Raw genomic sequence first — 18,281 nt, forward strand, 5'->3', positions numbered from 1 at the left:
AGGCGCTCGCCGAGATCAGCAAGAACATCGGCTCGGGGATGCGCGGCGACGCCAACGCCGACCTCCCCGAGGAGGAGAAACTGCAGGGCCGCGGCGTCTGAGGCGGCCGGCTTCTCCCGAGCTCGGGGCGGCGATACCGCTCTCGTTTCCCGGTCTCGCCATCGAGCCGCGCTCGTCGGCCCAGAGACGAAGACACAAGTCGCTACGGCTCCGATAGAGGCGTGTGCAGGGGACCGCCGTGCCGACGCCGGAGAGCGAGATAACCGGGGAGCGGATAGTCGAATTCATCGCGGAGCTGCAGGAACTCCTCCAGCGACTGGAGGCCACCAAGGGCCGCCTCACGGCGACTATCCTCTTGGTTCTGGTCCTCTTTCTCAGCATCGTCGTCGCGCCGGCGCTGTTCTCGGAGTTCCGAGGCGCATTCAGCGACTGGATGCGGTCGGGACGGATGGGGCGCGGGATGGAGCGAATCGCGTCGCTCACGCCGACGTCGTCTCGGGGCGTGTTGCTCCGCTCGCTCCAGCTGACGGCGCTGTGCCTCGTCGTCGTCTCGTTTCTCATCGTCTGGGATCTCGTGGACGTCGTCGACGTCGCCGCGCCGATAATTCTGGAGGGGAGTCCGAAACTGTACGCCACGGCACAGAGCGTCCTCCTGGTGCTGTTGGGGTTCGTCCTCTCCGATCAGTTGAAGCGGAGTATCGACCGACTCAGCCTCGCGCTCGACGACTTCACCGAACATCAGGAGGAGATACTGCTTCGGGTCGGACAGGTGACAATCTCCATCGTCATCGGCGTCACCATCCTCGCGATCTGGGGGCTGGACCTCAGCGGCCTGCTCGTGGGGGCGGGCTTCCTCGGGATCGTCGTCGGCTTCGCCGCTCGGACGACGCTCGGGTCGCTCATCGCGGGGTTCGTCCTGATGTTCTCCCGGCCGTTCACTATCGGCGACTGGGTCGTCATCGGCGAACAGGAGGGCATCGTCACGGAGATCACCGTCTTCAACACGCGACTCGAGAACTTCGACGGGGAGTTCGTCGTCATCCCGAACGACCGGGTCGGCGACCAGGCGGTCACCAACCGGAGCCAGAAGGGACTGCTCAGACTGACGATGGACCTCGGCGTTGATTACGACACCGACGTGGAACGAGCGACGGAGCTGGCCCAGGAGACGATGGCGGCCGTTGAGGAAGTCGTCGACTCTCCCCCGCCACAGGTCGTTCCGAAGTCGTTCGGCGATTCGGCCATCGTCCTCGAACTGCGGTTCTGGATCGACCACCCGACGCCGCCCCGGAAGTGGCAGGCCATCTCGGCCGTCGTTCAGGAGGTGAAAACCGCCTTCGACGAGGAGGGCATCTCGATCCCGTTCCCACAGCGGACGCTCCAATCCCGAGCGGACGGCGAGGACGGCACCCCGGAGAGCGTGATCCGCTCGGTGAACGCGGAGAGCGAAGACTGACGGCCACCGACGCCTCGATGTCACCGCCCACGCCGCCGCGAGCGTATCGCTGTCGCGCGGCCCGTGCGCGACCGCGTCACTCGTCGCGACCGCCGAAGTAGCCGTCGAGGACGAGGCCGGCACCGAGCAGCCAGCAGCCGACCAGCGCGCCGAGGACGCCGACGTGGAACAGTCGAGCGATGGTGAACCCGCCGACGAGCGGCCCGTCGAGCGCCGCCGCCGCGGCGTCGAGTGCGAGACCGAGCGTCGCCCCGTCCGCGACCATCCCCGCGAACGTCCCGGAGATGATCGGCAGACTCCCGACGAGGAGCGCGAGCCCCACACGCGTCGCCACGCTACCGACGACTACCGGATCGACAGCGCCGACCGCCGCGCGCGTCGACCGTCGCTGTGACATGTCACGACGTACCACTTCCCGGCGTATAAATCCCCGCGGAGACGAGCCTTCGCCGGCCGTCGTCGACTGTGCCGTGCAGAGAGGGGCTGCTACGGTCTTTCATCCGATCAGGCCGTCGGCATCGCCTGTCGAAACTACTATCCCCGGGCGCACGTACGGGGAGACATGAGCACTCCGCCGGGGGAGTATTACACCGAAGAACGCTGGCAGAACTGGCTCGATCGCATCGGCGAAGAGAACGTCGACCCCGAAGACGAGGACTCGGCGCGCCTCCTGTTGAACTTACAGGACGACACGGCGATCGCCGTCGCGAAGATACTCACCGACTACGAGGACGGTGAACTCGACGAGGAGACCGCGCTCGACGAGCTCGCGGGCGTCCGCGAGATCGTCCTCGCGGACCTAGAGATGGAGGACGAGGAGACGCTGATGCTGATCGACGGCGTCCAGACGTCGCTGCTCTGTGTCTTCTACGCCGCCGAGGAGTACGTCGCCGAGGGCGTCGCCGAGGACGCCTCCGTCGCCGACTACGTCGGGGCCGCCGCCGACGCCGAGGCCGAGGAGGACCTCGACGCGGCGCTCGGCTACTGCGTGCAGGCCGGGACGCGCATCATCAACGGCGACGAACTCTCCATGGACGTCGCCGAGAACTTGGACTACGGCCTGGTCTCGGAGTGGGTCAACGGGCTCGATAGCCTCCAGACGGCGATGAGCGACCCCGAGGTCGTCGAAGAGGAAGACGAGGCCTAATCGGCAGAACGAGAGCTGATACTGGGGCAGATACCTTTTTACTACCCACTCTGCAACCGGCGTGCATGGATTTCGTCGGGGACGAGCGAGCGCAGTCGGTGCAGATCGGAGCGGTGTTGCTGTTCGCCGTCCTCGTCGTCGCGTTTTCGAGCTATCAGGCGTTCGTCATTCCGGAGCAGAACCGGGAGGTCGAGTTCAACCACAACCAGCAGGTCCAATCGCAGATGCAGGACCTGCGAAACGCCATCGTCTCGATGTCGACCGCCGGGGACACACGGGCGATATCGATTCAACTCGGAACTAGGTACCCGTCTCGGGCTGTCGCGGTCAATCCCGGGCCAGCGGCTGGTTCGTTACGGACTGTCGGTACGACCGACCCGACGGTCAAGCTAACTATCTCGAACGCCTCGGCCAGCGGTGAGACAGGGGACTACTGGAACACGACGCACCACTACAACACCGGTGCCATCCGATATGATCCGGGGTACAACCGCTATACGCAAGCCCCGACAACGGTCTACGAACACACCGTCCTATACAATCGCTTCAGCGGTGCGAACCTCACGCTGGCGAATCAAACGTTTATCAACGGGACCGATATCTCGCTCGTTACTCTCAACGGCTCACTAGCTCGAACGTCGAGTGCCAGTACGTCTGTCGACGTGCGAAGCGTCACGGTATCTACCCAGGAAGTGCGCCTTGACGACGCCGGATCGAATATCACTATATCGTTCCTCTCGTTACGATCTGCCACCTACTGGGAATTTCTGAACGATACACAATCGACCGTCACCGATATCCGTAGTTCGCCGACAGCAAGTGGCCTCCATAACGTGACGGTCGAACTCGCACGCGACGAAACGTACACGCTCCACATGATGAAGGTGGGCGTCGGTACACAGGTGACGGAGGAAAACACCGCATACCTGACCACTAGTGACGACGGTCGGTACTCGCTCACGCAGACCGAGCGGACCGAGCTGACGCTGGAGGTCCGCGATCGATTCAATAACCCACCAGCGAACGTTTCCAAAACTATCGTCTACGGGAATGCTAGTGCCGGTCGGCTCGTTTCCCCCTCACAAACTCCAGATGAAAACGGTGAGGTTACGTTCACATACGTCGCCCCTTCCAGTCAAACAGGTGAGCAACGTATTCACTTCAGTTACATCAGTTCCGATGCGGCCAACGCTAGCGCATTCGACCCGACAACGGTCCAGAACGCTTCGATAGTCGTTAATATTTCTGCTCCGGTCGACGATGAGGATAGCGACAGCGGCGGTAGTGGTGCGTACGGCGTCATGTGGCTTGACCCTACTGGGCAGTCAGGTGTGGCTTGTCCCGACGGTCCTGACGGGACATGTACCATCGACGCAAGCCAGACAGCCGATGCGACGCTCACGATGGGGACTTCGCCCGTTGCAGACGGCGCGGCTGTCCAGTACGCGGTCAACGACACTGACGTCGGGTCATTCACCCGAACTACCGGTACGACGAACACTAGCGGAGAGAACGAAACCGTGTTTTCACCATCGAACGACGGTGGCATGAAAGTGTATGCGACGAGCGGGAGCAGCGGAGACACGCTTGTTCTCAACGTGATAAACACCGTTGACGACCTCATTTACAATATGGATGCTGTGGCCGTGGATGGTCCCGATGACGAGGGCTACTTCTCCCCGGAAGTCTCCGGCGGCGTTGAGTTTACCGTTACGAACCAGTTCTCTCAGAGCGTCGAGATAACGGAGATACGAGTGACTCGTCCCACCGGGCCTGCTAGAGCGCTGAGCGACAACGTCGGTGCGCTGAATGACGAAGTACGTCGTACCGAAGTGTATGTCAGCGGTACGGCAAACGACGGTCACGTAGACATCAATGACGGGGTCAACCTCCCTTACACCTTCGACATGGACAGCGACGGTTTCAGCAACGCTGAGAATCCAAAGACATCCGCTGGAAACGACTTCACTATCTCGTTATTCGAGTTCAGAGACAACCGAGGGGAGTCGGTCGATATAACGGGCCGCACGTTCGAAGTGACGCTCTACTATCGTCTTGACGACGGTACGACGGGTTCGAAGACGATCACGGTCACGCCGTCGTGACCGGAACGATGCGTTAGTTCGACAAGCGTCGAACTCTTGGTCGACAGTATCTTATACGCTCGTAGTGACCGTTCTCACATGACAGCAGTCGGTATCGACGCGATGGAGATATGGACAGGGAAGCTGAAGCTCGATCTCGCCGAGACGTTCGCGCCGGCGCAGGGCGACGACCCCGGGAAGTACACGAAGGGGCTGGGACTGCACGCCTCGTCGTTCCCGGACGTCTACGAGGACATCGTGACGATGGCGGCCAACGCGGCCCACCGACTGATGGAGCGCAAGGGCCTCGGGCCCGACGACGTCGGCCGCATCGACGTGGCCACGGAGTCCTCCTTCGACAACTCCAAACCCGTCTCCACGTACGTCGCCGGCTGTCTCGAACAGGTGTACGACGGCGACTTCCACCACGCGAACAAGGGCGAGCGGAAGTTCGCGTGTATCGCCGGGACACAGAGCTTAGACGACGCCTACAACTGGATCCGCGCCGGGCGAAATCGCGGTCGCTCGGCGATCGTCATCGCAACCGACACGGCGCTGTACGCCCGCGACGACCCCGGCGAGGCCACGCAGGGGGCGGGTGCCGTCGCCATGCTCGTCTCGGAGGACCCCGACCTCGTGGAACTCTCCGCCGAACAGGGCTTCGGCAGCGCCGACGAGACGGACTTCCTCAAGCCGAACCAGCAGTTCCCGTCCGTCGACGGCAAGCGCTCGGTGAACGTCTACCTCGCCCGGATGCGCGAGGCACTCGACGACTTCGAGTCGGCGGCCGGCGACATCCACCCCGACGATTACCCGCTGATCCCGTTCCACACGCCGTTCCCGGGAATGGTCCGGAAGGCCGCAGCGCTCGGCTACCGACACATCATCCGCGGGACGGACGTCGAGGACGCCGTCGCCGCCGAAATCGGCCACCAGCCGATGCGCGAGGACTTCGAGACCGACGACGCGTTCCGCGACGCCATCCGGGAGTACACCGACTCGCTGACCGAGACGGAGCGATACAAGGACTGGTACGCCGACACCATCGACCCGACGCTGGAGATCTCGCGCGAGGTCGGCAACTGGTACACCGGGTCGGTCCACATCGCCCGCGCCGCCGGCCTGAAACACGCCCGCGAGAACGGCCGCGACTTGGACGGGAAACAGCTGCTGGTCGCCTCCTACGGCTCCGGCGCACAGGCGGAAGTCCACGCCGAGACGGTCGTCCCCGGCTGGGAAGAGGAGATCGCTCAACTGAATATCGACGAGCAGAACCGCGAGCGGTACGACCTCTCCTTCGAGGAGTACGAGCAGATCCACGACGTCCACAACCACGACACAGAGGCCGACGTCGAGGAGTTCACCGCGCCCGAATCGGAGTTCGTCTTCGACGGCTGGGGGCGGATGGGTGAGCGGAAATACCGATACGTCGAGTAGCGAGGGGCGCGACCACAGGGAGCGGCCCCCGTTATTGGCGAGCGGGGAGACGACCCGCGAGCGGAAGCGAAGCGGCATCGTTCCCGAAGCATGCAAGCACACTTCTGACCCCTTTCGCATCCCGAAACCCGGCCATGACGCTCACGGTCACTGTCGCCGACGTGCATCAGATGACCCCCGACGTGAAGCAGTTCCGGCTCGTCGCCGACGACCACACCTTCGAGTATCGGCCCGGCCAGCACACGGCCGTCCACTTCGAGAACGACGGCGAGGACGACTCGCGGCCCTACACCGCGGCCAATCTGCCCGGCACCGACCAGCTCGTACTCGCTATCAAACGCTACGACGACGGGAACGGCTCAGTGTTCATGCACGAGCGGACGCCGGGCGACGAGATCGAGATCGAGGCGGTGGACGGGAACCTCCACGTCCGGGACTTCGATCGCGACGCCGTGTTCGTGGCGACGGGCACCGGTATCACGCCGCTGTATCCGATGGTGAAGCAGTACGCACGCGAGGGTGAGGGCGACGCCCGTCTCGTGTTCGGCGAGCGCGACCAATCCCATCTCATCTTCCGCGAGAGCCTCGATCAGCTCCGGGCGGAGAACGAGAACGTCAGCGTCGAGTACGTCCTCTCGGATGCCGACGACGACCGAGCGTGGAACGGACGCACCGGTCACGTACAGGACCACCTCCCCGAAGCGCTGGACGGACTCGACGGCACGGACGTCTACCTCTGTGGCGTCCCCGAGATGGTCGTGGAGACGCGGGACTTGCTCGAAGACGAGGGCGTGGACGAAGAGAACATCTACACTGAAGGGTGGGAGGCAGACGCGACATAGCCAGTCTGAGCGGAGCGAAAACCTCGAAGCGATGCAGTGACCGAAGGGAACCGCAGAGCAGTAGCGAGGGGCGTGCGACCGGGGAGAGCGCGGCCCTCGCCGACTACGGTAGCGAGTGCAGACCGTCCAACAGGTCGTCCAGTTCGACGTCGGTGACCGCGAGCGAGAAGTCGTCGATGCGCGCGAGGTCCTCGGCGTGTTCCCAGACGGCGTCGCTATCGAGGCCGTGGAGGACGACGGCGTTGGGCGTCGGCGAGACGACTCGGAGCGCCACGAGCGGGGATTCGCCGCGCGTGACGTTCGTGAACACGAGGACGCGGTTGGTCGATTGGCCGTACAGCTGGAAGAACTCGTCCGAGGAGAGGCGGGTGATGGCCGCGATGGAGTTGATGACGGTGTGGCCGGCGACGGTGTCCTGACTGCCGCGGTGGACTTCCTCGGCGTCGATGGCGTCGTACACCCGTTCGACGCCGACGTTGGCGGCGTACTCCCGGAGGTCGTGGACCACGTCGCTGTCGAACCCGGCCGAGAGGACGCGGGCGTGCTGGCGGATGTGGTCGCCGCCGCGGTCCTCGTCGATGTCGAGCAGCGCGCCGACGAGCCGCCGGACGACGTTGATTCCCGGGTTGTCGCGCCGCCCGCTCTCGTAGTCGGAGACGACCGACGGCGAGACGTCCAACTGGTCGGCTAACTCGGTCTGAGCCACGCCGAAGTCGGTTCGCCACTTCCGGAGCGTCGCCCCCGGTTCATCGCTCAGGGCCACCTCCCCGGCGATCTTCTCGGCGAGGTCGTCCCGCGCTGCCCGTGCCATTGGTCCGCAAGGTGGGTTGACTGGAACAAAAGAGTACCGAAACGCGGCCCACACGCCGCTCACGGCGGCATCTCAAGCGACTCGAATCCGTTCCTCGATGACGACGCTGTTCGTGGGCGCGTGGACGACGCGAACGACCAGGTGGTCGCCGCTGTCGAGTGAACACTCGCTGGTCGAGACGCGGAACTGCGCCGTCTCCCCGGCGGTCCACTCGCCGTCGTCGTCCACGTCGCCCGTGCCGATCGGTCCCTCGACGGCGTCGTAGGAGTTGTCGAAGACGTCGGACCCGCGGACGTACTCGCCGGTCGGTCGGAGGTCGTCACCGTCGGCGGGGAGGTTCACCAACCGACCGGTCTTCCCGCAGGCGTCGCTCGCGTCGAGGACGATCTCCAGATCCCGCACGCGGAGCGTCTCGCCGCCGAGATGGGTGACGCGAACGACCTGTTCCGTGTATCGGCCGCCGCCGGTGCTATACGTCTCGTACTCGCCGCTGGAGTGAGCGACGGTCGGTGCGGGCGCAGTCAGTTCGTCGGCGTAACCCAATGCAAGTGCCGACACCGACCCGGCGATAGCGACCGTCAAACCGAGCAAGAGGACGACGGCGACGATAGAACTGACCGCTCGCCGGTCGGGAGTCGACGGGCCGAGAGGTGTCGGTAACACGGCCTCCGATCGCCTCGTCTCCGTACTAAAACGGTCGGCTCCACGCCGAGCTGCCCGTCGAGATACGGCCGTGTTAGGGCCGCAGGTGTTGATTCACCCAACTTGCACTTGAAGGCGAAGCTCGGAAGCAGAATCCACTCGATGTATGAGATGCAATGTCACTATCCGAGACTGTTTCCGAGATCGACCACCTGAGCGACGAGCAGCGAGAGTGCATCGAGAACTGCAACGAGGCCGCGGAGGTCTGTGAGTGGTGTGCCGACGAGTGTCTCGGAAGCGAGGACATGGAGGAGTGCGCCCGTCTCTGCCGAGACGTGGCCGACATCGCGTCGCTGCACGCCCGGTTCATGGCGCGGGACTCGCAGTTCAGCTCCCAGCTCGCCGAGGCCTGTGCGGACGCCTGCGAGGCGTGTGCCGACGAGTGCGAGAGCCACGACGCCGACCACTGTCAGCTCTGTGCTGACGTGCTCCGCGACTGCGTGGAGACGTGCCGGAACATGGCCTAAATCGGGCGACCGCTCCGACTCGTAGACAGCACGTTCACCCGCTACCGAACTCTTTTCGAATCACGTCCCGTTCGTCCTCGGAGAGCCCGTACAGCGAGCAGACTCGGCGATCGATGGCCGACTCGGTCTCCTCGATTCGGTCGTCTAATTCCCGAGCGCGAGCGCGCTCGGCCGAGAACGCCCGAAGCCCCGCCGCCACGTCGCCGAGGCGCGGCAGCGTCAGCGACTGCAATCGCGCGAGGAGCGAACTGGACTGCGTCGCGTTCGCTCGGAAGTCGGCGACCCCCTCGGCTCTGTCCGCAGCATAGGGGACGAAGGCTTCGACCAACGTCTCGTGTTCGTCGTCCAAGCCGTCGAGTCCGAGCGCCGGAATCGGGTCGGTCTCTGCGTATCCCCACCTGTCGGTCTCGACCGCGTCGCCGTCGGGTTTGTACCGAGCGGTCGCGGCGAGGACGACGCCGTTCGAACGCGATTCCGCGTGGACGTCGCCGATCCGCAGATTCGGCCACTCGTCGGCGGTCGCCCCGAGCTTCGTCGCCGAGACGCCCTCGATCGGCCGACACTCGGAGAGACTCCCCAGCGACGGTCCGAACTCGTAGGACCCGAGGTGTTCGGCGAGGTCGAGGTCGAGCCGGGAGCGCTCGGCCGTCAGCGAGAGCGCGCGGTCGACGGCGTCGACGAGTTTCGGGTCCGGTTCTCCGTCGAACGCCATCGGCAGCGCCTCGAAGGTCGACTGGTTTATCTGCGGGAACACGGTCCGGTAAGCGGCGTGTTTGTAGTGGTGATAGAAGTTCAGCACCGAGGAGTTCAACGCCCCCAACAGGTGTTTGAGTTCGTCGGCCGATCCCGACTCGGCGTGGACGTTGTACGCCGACTTGACGGTCGCGAGACCGTCCGTATCGAGCGTTCCGACGAGCGACGCGCTGGTCTGGCGGAAGACGAGCTTCGGGCTCGCGTAGTTGCGCTCGTCCTTTTCGAGGTCGGCGGTCTCGACGTAGCGGAGTTCGTCCTCGTCGATGCCGTACCGACGCACCGCGCCGCCGGGCGCGATCGGTCGCGTTTCCCCCCGCGCTCGCGGGCTCTCGGTGAGATGTGACGCGTCTTTACTCACCTCTTCGCCCCGCGAGATGGCGATGAACTCGCCGAGCGGGGGCCGGCGCTCGATCCGATCGAGAACCGAGCGCGTGTCTTCGTCGAGATACAGGAGGAATCGCTTCGCGTCTTGCGCTTCGAAGACGTGAGCCGGTATCGAGTCGTAGGTGATACCGTCCAGGTCCGGTCGGTCGGTGCCGGTCGCGCTCGCACAGCGGACGGCGTCCGTCTCGTCGCCGCTGACGAGAACCACCGCGCCGGTCTCGACGCCCTCGAACGCGGTGCCGACCTGCAGTATCTCGGTGAGCGACGTGTGTTCGAGGACGTACGCCCTGATGGGTTCGTTCTGTTCGCGCGTCAGCACCGAATCGGGGACGACGAACCCGACGCGGCCCGTCCGAGACTGTCGGATCGCCTGCTCGTAGAACGCCGCGTAGAGATCGAACTGGCCTTCTGTGGTCTCGAAGGCGTCTTCGAGGTAGGCCCGGAGGTCCGTCTCGATGGCGGCGCTGACGTTCGCCCGCCCGGCGGTCGCCACCCAGGGCGGATTTCCCACGACGGCGTCGAACCCGGGTCGGTCGAGCGGGTCGCCGCCCTCGTCGCGATACATCTCCGGGAATTCGAGTTCCCAGTGGAAGTACGAACCGTCGTCTGCCCACCGCTGTGCCTCCCGAAACCACCCCTCCCGCTCGATAGCCGTCCACGCCTCGTCGTCCTCCAACACGGCGGCCATCCGCCGGTACGCGTCGTCCGGGACGGTCTCGAGGCCGAACCGCTCGGCGGTGTGGACGTTCGCGATCGCCGTCGACCGCTGGCGATGGCGGTCGCGTTCGGGTCGCCCGAAGTCGTTCTCGCCCATGGGTATCTCCTCGACGTCGCTCCCGACCAGCGCGTTACCCGCCTTGAGGTGGCGGTCGAACGACGCGGGCGGGCGGTCGGCGGCCGCCGTCCGAAGCCAGAGCGACGCCGTCGCCAGTTCGACGGCCAGCGGGTCCAGATCGACGCCGTAGACGCAGCGTCGCGCGACCTGTCGTCGCGCTCGATCCATATCCCGAGTTACGTCGACGGACTCGCCATCCGCCGCTCCCACCTGCCGTTCCCGTTCGGCGACGACCTCCCGCGCGAGGTATTCGACGACGGCGAGGAGGAAGCGACCGCTCCCCATCGCCGGGTCCAGCACGTTCAGGTCGAAGATCCGTCGCGCGAACTCGTCGGCCGAGCGCGCTCGCGCCCCGTCTCCATCGCCACGAGCGCGCTCGGTTTCGAGGTCCGCTCGGATGTCCCGAACGAGCGGTCCGAGGGTGCGCTCGACGACGTGCTCGACGACGTACTCCGGCGTGTAGTACGCGCCCGTCGCCTTCCGCTCGCCGTCGTCCGTCGTCAGGTAGACGTCGCCCGCCGGGACGGCGACGTCCTCGCCGCCGCCCGCGGCCGTGTAGGTCCCGTCCGTCAGCGTCAGCGGCTCGTCTGCCACGTCGAGTCGGTGCTGCAGGAGGGTCTCGTGAACGCTCCCCAACTCTCGAACGTCCAGCGACGCGTAGTCGATGAACGCCGTCTCGCCGCCGTCTCCGCGGCGGGTCAGCAGGTCGACGACCCGCGCGAGGTGCGCGTCACCGACTGCGTAGTCGGCGAGGAAGCGCGCTTCGCGAGGGGAGTCCTCGTCGGGGTCCGTTCGGAACAGCCAACTGCCGTACGCCGGAATGGACGGGTCGTCCTCGTCGATCTCCGGCCGCTCACTCCCGCTCCCGCGGTCGAGCAGTTCGAACAGGTCGTCGAGACGCGACCACAGGTCGGTCTGCCGATAGTCGTACGAAGAGTCCGCGCTATCGAGCCGAGCTACGACGGTCCGCTTCAGCGAGTCGAGACTGTACTGCGCGTAGGTCTCGTCGGCCGTGTCCAGTAGATTCCGTCCCTCGCTCTCGGCGTATAGCACGACGAGGAGCCGATAGAGATAGACGAGCGAACCGTCGTAGAGGAGGTCGAGTCTCGCCGACTCGAAGCCGTCTTCGTCGTCCGCGAGCAGGCCACGCTCGACCAGCGTCGCTCGGTCGAGGTCGTTGTCAGGATATGCGAAGAACCCCTGGGCGAGAATTTCGAGAGCCTCGGCGGCGTTCTCCGTCACTTCTCGACCGAGTTCCCCTCGTCCGCCCGCTTCGGTCCCCGCGTCGCCTCGGTCGTTCCCCATCGGTAGTATCGGACACCTGTCGAGGCACCCGTATAGTCCTTTCTCAGCGGTGGAACAGTGCCGCCGATGGGCAGACGGTGGATCTTTGGGGAACTCTTTTGAAATTACCCATCGTACCCTCCCAGTATGTCCGAGACGACGCTCGACGACCGGGGACGGCTGACGCTCCCGAAGGAGATGAGAGAGCGATACGGCGAACACTATCACGTCATCGACCTCCACGACGGAATCAAGCTCATTCCGATCGCGGAGGACCCCCTCGATGCGCTTCGAGACGAGTTCGCCGACGTCGAAAAGACGGCCGACGAAATCCGGGAAAGCGCTCGCGAAGCGTCGCTGGACGAGGCCGGGCGCTGAATGTACGCCGAGACGGACTTCCTGCTCGCGCTCATCAAAGACGAGGACTGGCTGGGCGAGGCGGCCGAGCGGGTGTATCGGGAACACAGCGACGAACTCTGGACGTCGCAGTTTACCCTCATCGAACTCCTGATGGTCGCTTACCGCGAGGAGCGGGATACCGAGCGGGTGGTCACGAACGCCGCGAAACTCGTGGAGGTACGCGGTGACGTGGATACGGTCGTCGCGGCGGCGACGTACGTCGAAGACCATGGATTCACTCCCTTCGGCGCGCTCCACCTCGTGGAGTCAGATGGGGCTACCATCGTCTCCAGTGACGACGCATACGAGGAAATCGCGCCCCGATTGGGTCTGAAAGAGATAGACGAAGGGTGACGCTCCGCAACCACTAAACGCGCCACGCGCCTGTCTCTCGGTAATGGACTGGACGGAGAAGTACAAATAATTGTGTGTGTTGAGGGCCCACTATTGGGGCGGGGACAGAGTTGATAACTAGCTCAACCGCGATTGATAGACACTCGCAACCGTTTTTATTGACGGTACGCGAGAATTAGAACCTTATTTGCAATCAGATATTTGAAACATTCGGCGGAGATGGCGACGTCGACACAATCGCCGAAACAGCAAACACCCACCATTACGTCACTCATACACATGGCAATCACTCTTGATGTTCCAGACGGTTGGCGTGAGCTGCACGGCTCCGAGTACCCGGACATCCTTGCGCAGACCGACAGCCTGCGGAGTGACGATGGTGTGCACTTGACCGCGTTTCTCTGGGTGCGCGACCACGGTACCGACGCGGTCGACGTCGTCATCGAAGAAGAATGGACCCCTACAGACATCGATCCTTCCGAGTACGCAAACACCGCCGTGCCAGTAATCGACATGACGGTCACTCTCGGAGAAGCGCAACGTGCAGTAGATGACGCCGGCGACGCATGGCTCTCATGGGCACAAACCCCGGATGATCGCAGTGCGTGAGACGTTCCTTCTCAGTTTGGTGTTCCAGAGAACACAACGTCTATCGGAATGATTCCCAAATACAAACGTAGTGCTCAACGCAGCAATCAACTGGCTCTTCAATCTCGATCCTACAATCTGGGGGAGTCTCGCCGCGGGGAGTATGACTCTCATCGGTGTCGTGATTGGTCAATACGCTATTCAACGACGGGAAGAACGCCAAAAAGAGAACGAAGTTGAGGCTCTCCGCGATGCGTTAGCAGTTGAACTCCGAACCCACGACGAACGCTTAGAGCAATTACTATATACTGCACATGATTTGGAGAAAGCAAAGAAAAACGCATACGCGTTAACGGAAGAGGAATACAAAGAATCCTTCGAGTCCGAGTTGAACGCTCAAATATCACTATTACGATACACAGCAGACAAACAGTTCACTTCACGAACAATATATACATCAAACACCGACAAAATCGGTTCTCTCGACGCCCAAACAGCAGAAGGCGTGGTCCGAGCTTATAACCAGCTCTCAACACTCGACGAAGGTTTAGAGAGCATGAAACGCGCCATCGCCTATGAGGATCTTAGCCCAGGATCAGAAATCGATTGGTCAACAGGAGCTGGACCCCCGCTTGGTGCCTTAGCAGCTAAGACTCAAATTGAAGACGCCGTCACTACAGCCATCTTGATACAAAAAAGGCACTTACTCTATTGGGCGATACACTAACAGAGTCTGACCGTGCAGTGATGGCTTTCGCTTTTACAAGGAGCAGTCCAGAGTCCGAGGAATTCGAACACTTGCAAACGGAGATCCGAGAATATATGGAATCACATGACATATCCTCTACAGAAGACCTAATCAAAAGAATAAATGTGGGGAAAGAAATGACCAAAGAGACGTAAGTTAGTACGTGTCGGGTAGGAATATGGTTGCTTAGTAACAGAGTGGACGGACGGACACCCACCCCTTCCAAGGCGGGCCCGCGCACACACGCGAGGCAGATCCAGTCAACCAGAGTTAATCCGATGACTGAATCCAAGACTCGATCTCGTCACCGTACTTCTTCTTCGCGCGACGTACGCGTTTATCGCTGGAATCGTACACCTCAGCGATATCTGGTTGGGTCATATCGGTGGTGATGTCGAGCACGGCTATCATCTGAATTCCTACTGACTATAATATCACATCTTAGACGACCCCTATCTACTTGTTCCAGCAGAAATGCTAATATTCCATATTGTGCTATATGTTCACATGAACCGGCGAGATATGATTCGTGGAGGAATAGCTATCGCAACAGCAACGGCGGGTTGCTTGAGCGAAATAACAAAATGGCGCGCGGATCAGAACCAGATTCGTACTATCACCAAGGAAAATGTCACTCCGGGCCACCATTGGATAGAGTTCAGTGCACAAAAGGGGCAAAGATTCCTTATAAACACCGGTGCTACAGACAATTATTTTTCCTATGCATTGTCAGAAAAGAGTACAGGTAGATTAATTGATGATGCAGGGGGATTGGGAACAATATTATCTAATAGTAGTAATACGAAACCCAATCCTAGTTTGGTGGGAGGAATTGACAGTTTTGTGGACTTGCCAACTAGTGGAAAATATATATTTCAAGTTTTAGTATCTGAACTAAATCCGTCTAAATCACTCTATCGACAATTTGATGAAGTATTGGATAATCAGTCCCACAAGACTAGTGTTGAAGAAAACATAATCGAGCTTAAAATCCAAGGAGTCAATGGGTCATTTCCAGTTGGAAGTTATTCCTATGGTTATACTGATGACTATATTGTAAATTTGTACAAGCAAGTTTCCTATGTGAAAGAAGCAGCAAAATCATTCTCAAATATAGATCCAACTGAACTAACTGAATCTGACGAGGATCTGTGTACCTCTTATTTTCGCTTAAAGAAGATGAGTATACTGACTCGTTCCTCGCATTATAATATATCTAAATCATTATATAATAAGTTTTCTAGACAGCTTACTGCTGCTGTAACCAAGGGATTCGTCGCAATTATTGGCTGGATAGTGAAAGACGACATTGAACAACACTTGTATCAGGTATCTGAATTTATTTCAGACCTCATTATATTTTATATATCAAAAAAGACAGGTTTATCCCAGGAGACTATTCGACGAGGACTTCATGCTCAGGATATCGCCGAAGCAGAAATTAGTGCAGATATAAATAACACACAAATACTAAGATCGTTCGTATATAAAACGACAATCGATATCTCGGGGCGTTTGAAAATAGACCTTCCTAAACCCACACCAGAAGTGATTGATATTCACTTTACACTACCCGTTGAAAGTTATGCTAAAGAAAGAGAAACATATATACTCCCCACGAAATCAAATTATTTGCGGCCCATAATTGATAATACATAATTCTCAATTGTTATTATATCGGGCGAAGTACTCAGAGTTTGAAATAAATTCTAACAAAATCAAAGTACTATGTTAATATTTTTAGTTCCTTTCTTTATGATAAACTCAATAAATAGGTCATAAGCGATCTGGAATTACGATGTCTCAGTGTGCGATCTGGGGAAAGTCGATATTCCCGGCTAAGCTCCGTGACTACCAAAGTGAAATCGTACTTGACGGAGCAGGATGTTCAATTAACCCGATAGTGTCGGGATACATAGGGCCGAAAGTAGGATTTTACACTGCCAAATCATGGGTGATCAGCTCTCACGCACCGATCTCGTGGGTGATGAAAGAGATTATTGCCGTTACTTGTTGACGGGCACGTCGCAACAGCGATTACTCTACCCTCTGACTATCAGTGTATGACTGCTCTCAACCCTCCATATGGGTGGCGTGACCTGCACGACTCCGAGTACCCAGACATCCTTGCGCAGACCGACATCTTGCGGAGTGGCGATGGTGTGCGGGTGACTGCGTATCTCTGGGTGCGCGACCACGGCGACGTAGTTGACGTTGTCGTGGAAGAAGAATGGACCCCGACAGATATCGATCTTGCCGAATACGAGAACACCGCCGCCCCCGTGATTGAGATGACGGTCGATTCCAAGGACGCGCAACATGCAGTTGACGACGCCGGCGAAGCGTGGTTGTCATGGGCTCGAACCACAAGTGATCATTGTTCGTAGGCGTTCCTCGTTACTCTATCTCCTCAGATTGCAATGTTATAGAGAAACTCCTCGATCATCCCAAGACACGCTGTAACGGCTAGGATCCTAGCCGCTAAGGAGAGGGAATGGGAGGAGCGGTTTTCGGACTTTACTGCTCGATATGCATGATGTGGTGTGGTGGATATCTGACCGTAGGAATATCGTTACTACCGGTCTAGCATCGCACTCATCCACTGTCGTCAATAGTCACACTACCGAACAAGAACTCTAGGTATAACTGTAACCGGTCCCGAATTCCCGTGCTACGTACTTACTCAACCCTGTTACGAGTGGTTGTTCAGCAGGGAGTATTGTGTGTTCAGCCGTAAAGAATCTCTAAATCGTACGTCTCTCCGTAGAACTCAACGGTATCAGCAGTTACTTCGGTGTACTCAACAGCTTCAAGCGGAGAATCTGTATCGTCATTGAAGTCGATAATCATTAGGTTTGTTGCGTAAATCTTGTCGTCATCGTAGTAATTTCCACCGGGAGAGTAGGAGAGCATGTTATTTTCTTTATCAAGGACTAATGCGTGCGTACCGCCATCAGATTCGCAGTATTGGGCGTGTGCTGCGTGGATAATACTCTCATAGTGGACCATAATCATTTGAGTTTGTTCTGACATTGTAACCAATCCAATAGGATTTATACCGAACACATCACATACTCATAAACCTCTGGGAAGGATTATCGGTTAGTTGGCTCTGTTGAAATCCTATTCTTTAGATAGTTTAACACATGGAACAGCTGTTAGTTAGGGTTGCATGTGTAGTGTCTGATTCAGCCTTAGAAGCAGTCACCGACTTCGCTCCACAAAGCCTGCGAATCTATTTCGTGAAAGAGCACATCTGGTCATAATCATCTCGGTCACAACCCTCTTTGAAATCGATGCTGAGTGTAGACCGATATGCGACATCAGCGACGACACAATCCACGTCTCTCGAGGTTGCGAACTTCGTAACGGATTTTTCTGTCCAATCGTTTCGGTCTACTCGGACACGGACCGTATAATCACCCGGGGTACTTCCCCATTCACACTCTGCCACAGCCCCGTCGTTGTACTGCCCACCATTCTCGAACTCACGCGCTGCTTCAACCCTATGTGAAGATGAATGAACAATATCCCCATCTCGTTCTACTTCAAGATCAAATCGGTGTGGCGAATTGGTGTCACGGTTATGGACTCCAAACCATCCGAGCTGAGTAGTTGGATTCACAGTTTCCCGGATAGAGGCGACGCATCCGCCACTGACAGCTGGTATCAGTGTGCCAAGTGTGGCAATGACACTTCGACGTTGCATACCCGTGTTTCATTTATTCATCAGTAAGTGCTTTCCCTGTATTGACCACGCCGAGCCAAAATATGTCATATTCTTAGGATTTCAACAAAGGCGATTCTCAGTATATTCAGAATCATTGGCTTTCTCTATGGAAAGTTCGCGCACGGATTCCTCGCAAGTTACATAGACCTGATAAGGAAAGTCGCCTCTCCAAGCGTGTTCTACGATATTCATAGTGCCATCGGTGGCCGAGCACTCTGCGCTATCTGATTTGAGGCCATAGAAGATCCGAGATACTTTCG

The 18,281-nt window shown here is 59.4% G+C and carries 17 protein-coding genes and 1 pseudogene; 13 read left to right on the forward strand and 5 right to left on the reverse strand.

Annotation, left to right across the window (positions count from 1 at the left end):
* Positions 1-101, forward strand: a pseudogene (locus GO488_RS09455) (pyridoxal 5'-phosphate synthase lyase subunit PdxS); the annotation flags it as partial.
* A gap of 122 nt (positions 102-223) precedes the next feature.
* Positions 224-1,456, forward strand: a complete 1,233-nt coding sequence (locus GO488_RS09460; protein ID WP_162317586.1) for a mechanosensitive ion channel family protein — start codon at positions 224-226, stop codon at positions 1,454-1,456.
* A 76-nt stretch (positions 1,457-1,532) separates the two neighbouring features.
* Here GO488_RS09460 and GO488_RS09465 read toward each other — a convergent pair whose 3' ends face one another.
* On the reverse strand, positions 1,533-1,853 hold the full coding sequence (locus GO488_RS09465; RefSeq protein ID WP_162317587.1) for a hypothetical protein: 321 nt from the start codon (positions 1,851-1,853) through the stop codon (positions 1,533-1,535).
* A 165-nt stretch (positions 1,854-2,018) separates the two neighbouring features.
* Here GO488_RS09465 and GO488_RS09470 point away from each other — a divergent pair, with 165 nt between their 5' ends.
* From GO488_RS09470 to GO488_RS09485, 4 genes are all read left to right on the forward strand, one after another.
* Positions 2,019-2,603, forward strand: a complete 585-nt coding sequence (locus GO488_RS09470) for a DUF2150 family protein (RefSeq protein ID WP_162317588.1) — start codon at positions 2,019-2,021, stop codon at positions 2,601-2,603.
* Between the two features lie 65 nt (positions 2,604-2,668).
* Positions 2,669-4,708 carry a hypothetical protein gene (locus tag GO488_RS09475; protein WP_162317589.1) on the forward strand — a complete coding sequence of 680 codons (2,040 nt, stop codon included), beginning with the start codon at positions 2,669-2,671 and terminating at the stop codon, positions 4,706-4,708.
* 78 nt (positions 4,709-4,786) lie between these two features.
* Positions 4,787-6,124 (forward strand): hydroxymethylglutaryl-CoA synthase, encoded by a 1,338-nt coding sequence (gene hmgB / locus GO488_RS09480; RefSeq protein ID WP_162317590.1) that lies wholly within the window; start codon positions 4,787-4,789, stop codon positions 6,122-6,124.
* Between the two features lie 134 nt (positions 6,125-6,258).
* Positions 6,259-6,966: a ferredoxin--NADP reductase gene (locus GO488_RS09485; RefSeq protein WP_162317591.1), complete on the forward strand. Its 708-nt coding sequence runs from the start codon at positions 6,259-6,261 to the stop codon at positions 6,964-6,966.
* 103 nt (positions 6,967-7,069) lie between these two features.
* Here GO488_RS09485 and GO488_RS09490 read toward each other — a convergent pair whose 3' ends face one another.
* Entirely contained in the window at positions 7,070-7,777 is a 708-nt protein-coding gene (locus GO488_RS09490) for a helix-turn-helix domain-containing protein (protein ID WP_162317592.1), read from the reverse strand.
* A gap of 72 nt (positions 7,778-7,849) precedes the next feature.
* Positions 7,850-8,440, reverse strand: a complete 591-nt coding sequence (locus tag GO488_RS09495; RefSeq protein ID WP_162317593.1) for a type IV pilin N-terminal domain-containing protein — start codon at positions 8,438-8,440, stop codon at positions 7,850-7,852.
* A gap of 155 nt (positions 8,441-8,595) precedes the next feature.
* On the opposite strand from GO488_RS09495, the gene GO488_RS09500 reads away from it, so the two are divergent.
* A complete protein-coding gene (locus GO488_RS09500; RefSeq protein WP_162317594.1) occupies positions 8,596-8,946 on the forward strand; it encodes a four-helix bundle copper-binding protein in 351 nt (116 codons plus the stop codon).
* A 34-nt stretch (positions 8,947-8,980) separates the two neighbouring features.
* Here GO488_RS09500 and GO488_RS09505 read toward each other — a convergent pair whose 3' ends face one another.
* Positions 8,981-12,223: an Eco57I restriction-modification methylase domain-containing protein gene (locus GO488_RS09505; protein ID WP_162317595.1), complete on the reverse strand. Its 3,243-nt coding sequence runs from the start codon at positions 12,221-12,223 to the stop codon at positions 8,981-8,983.
* A gap of 126 nt (positions 12,224-12,349) precedes the next feature.
* Between GO488_RS09505 and GO488_RS09510 the strand changes: the two genes are divergently transcribed.
* The 6 genes from GO488_RS09510 (at position 12,350) to GO488_RS09535 (ending at position 16,678) form a co-directional block, all read left to right on the forward strand.
* On the forward strand, positions 12,350-12,580 hold the full coding sequence (locus tag GO488_RS09510; protein ID WP_162317596.1) for an AbrB/MazE/SpoVT family DNA-binding domain-containing protein: 231 nt from the start codon (positions 12,350-12,352) through the stop codon (positions 12,578-12,580).
* Positions 12,581-12,955, forward strand: a complete 375-nt coding sequence (locus GO488_RS09515) for a PIN domain-containing protein (RefSeq protein ID WP_162317597.1) — start codon at positions 12,581-12,583, stop codon at positions 12,953-12,955.
* 219 nt (positions 12,956-13,174) lie between these two features.
* Positions 13,175-13,564, forward strand: a complete 390-nt coding sequence (locus GO488_RS09520) for a hypothetical protein (RefSeq protein ID WP_162317598.1) — start codon at positions 13,175-13,177, stop codon at positions 13,562-13,564.
* A gap of 70 nt (positions 13,565-13,634) precedes the next feature.
* Positions 13,635-14,270, forward strand: coding sequence for a hypothetical protein (locus tag GO488_RS09525; protein ID WP_162317599.1), 636 nt, complete (start codon positions 13,635-13,637; stop codon positions 14,268-14,270).
* Positions 14,271-14,798: 528 nt separating this feature from the next.
* Complete coding sequence (locus GO488_RS09530; protein ID WP_162317600.1) at positions 14,799-15,950, forward strand: hypothetical protein; 1,152 nt, start codon at positions 14,799-14,801, stop codon at positions 15,948-15,950.
* A gap of 404 nt (positions 15,951-16,354) precedes the next feature.
* The gene (locus tag GO488_RS09535) at positions 16,355-16,678 is read left to right on the forward strand and encodes a hypothetical protein (protein WP_162317601.1); all 324 of its coding nucleotides are present in this window, start codon (positions 16,355-16,357) and stop codon (positions 16,676-16,678) included.
* A 340-nt stretch (positions 16,679-17,018) separates the two neighbouring features.
* Here GO488_RS09535 and GO488_RS09540 read toward each other — a convergent pair whose 3' ends face one another.
* Positions 17,019-17,300 (reverse strand): hypothetical protein, encoded by a 282-nt coding sequence (locus GO488_RS09540; RefSeq protein WP_162317602.1) that lies wholly within the window; start codon positions 17,298-17,300, stop codon positions 17,019-17,021.
* Between the last annotated feature and the right edge of the window lie 981 nt (positions 17,301-18,281).

The sequence above is a fragment of the Haloarcula limicola genome, assembly GCF_010119205.1.
Lineage (GTDB): Archaea > Halobacteriota > Halobacteria > Halobacteriales > Haloarculaceae > Haloarcula > Haloarcula limicola.

Bases quoted from the DNA above. Each gene is read 5' to 3' on its own strand.
- GO488_RS09465 (WP_162317587.1), bottom strand. From the start codon at position 1,853: ATGTCACAGCGACGGTCGACGCGCGCGGCGGTCGGCGCTGTCGATCCG.
- GO488_RS09470 (WP_162317588.1), top strand. From the start codon at position 2,019: ATGAGCACTCCGCCGGGGGAGTATTACACCGAAGAACGCTGGCAGAAC.
- GO488_RS09475 (WP_162317589.1), top strand. From the start codon at position 2,669: ATGGATTTCGTCGGGGACGAGCGAGCGCAGTCGGTGCAGATCGGAGCG.
- hmgB (WP_162317590.1), top strand. From the start codon at position 4,787: ATGACAGCAGTCGGTATCGACGCGATGGAGATATGGACAGGGAAGCTG.
- GO488_RS09485 (WP_162317591.1), top strand. From the start codon at position 6,259: ATGACGCTCACGGTCACTGTCGCCGACGTGCATCAGATGACCCCCGAC.
- GO488_RS09490 (WP_162317592.1), bottom strand. From the start codon at position 7,777: ATGGCACGGGCAGCGCGGGACGACCTCGCCGAGAAGATCGCCGGGGAG.
- GO488_RS09500 (WP_162317594.1), top strand. From the start codon at position 8,596: ATGTCACTATCCGAGACTGTTTCCGAGATCGACCACCTGAGCGACGAG.
- GO488_RS09505 (WP_162317595.1), bottom strand. From the start codon at position 12,223: ATGGGGAACGACCGAGGCGACGCGGGGACCGAAGCGGGCGGACGAGGG.
- GO488_RS09510 (WP_162317596.1), top strand. From the start codon at position 12,350: ATGTCCGAGACGACGCTCGACGACCGGGGACGGCTGACGCTCCCGAAG.
- GO488_RS09515 (WP_162317597.1), top strand. From the start codon at position 12,581: ATGTACGCCGAGACGGACTTCCTGCTCGCGCTCATCAAAGACGAGGAC.
- GO488_RS09520 (WP_162317598.1), top strand. From the start codon at position 13,175: ATGGCGACGTCGACACAATCGCCGAAACAGCAAACACCCACCATTACG.
- GO488_RS09530 (WP_162317600.1), top strand. From the start codon at position 14,799: ATGAACCGGCGAGATATGATTCGTGGAGGAATAGCTATCGCAACAGCA.
- GO488_RS09535 (WP_162317601.1), top strand. From the start codon at position 16,355: ATGACTGCTCTCAACCCTCCATATGGGTGGCGTGACCTGCACGACTCC.
- GO488_RS09540 (WP_162317602.1), bottom strand. From the start codon at position 17,300: ATGGTCCACTATGAGAGTATTATCCACGCAGCACACGCCCAATACTGC.